The organism is Bradyrhizobium sp. Leo170 (assembly GCF_004296405.1).
Classification (GTDB): domain Bacteria; phylum Pseudomonadota; class Alphaproteobacteria; order Rhizobiales; family Xanthobacteraceae; genus Bradyrhizobium.
Window position 1 is genome coordinate 1 of the sequence record NZ_PSRR01000911.1, and the last position, 358, is coordinate 358.

Annotated in this window: 1 protein-coding gene; it reads right to left on the reverse strand. The window is 64.8% G+C overall.

The window, feature by feature from the left end; all coding sequences use genetic code 11:
- The coding region (locus CWO89_RS45335) for a helix-turn-helix domain-containing protein (protein ID WP_502702968.1) at nt 1–296 on the reverse strand (296 nt) is incomplete at its 3' end.
- Nucleotides 297–358: the final 62 nt, after the last annotated feature.

Below are 358 nucleotides of genomic sequence, written 5' to 3' on the forward strand. Positions count from 1 at the left end.
TCAATCTTGTGCTCGCGCAGGAAGCGCCAGACATATTGAACGTCGACGTCGCCCAGCGCCTCCGCCAGCAGGGGGCCGTTCCAGCGCGCAAACCCGGCAGGAGGCGGCTTGTCCAGCAGCGCCAGAATCCGCTTACCGGTCGCCTTCGTGTAGATCGGCTTCTTGCCGGGCCGCGGCTTGTCCTCCAAGCCCGCAAGCCCTTCATCCGCAAAGCGATGCCGCCAATGGCTGACGATCCGCGGCTGCACGCCGACTGTCTTGGCTATCGCACGCGTGCTGCAGCCTTCCGCGGCCAATAGAACAATCCGGGCACGCTTCAGATCACGCTGTAACGTTCGCGGCAAGCGGCACCGGGCTT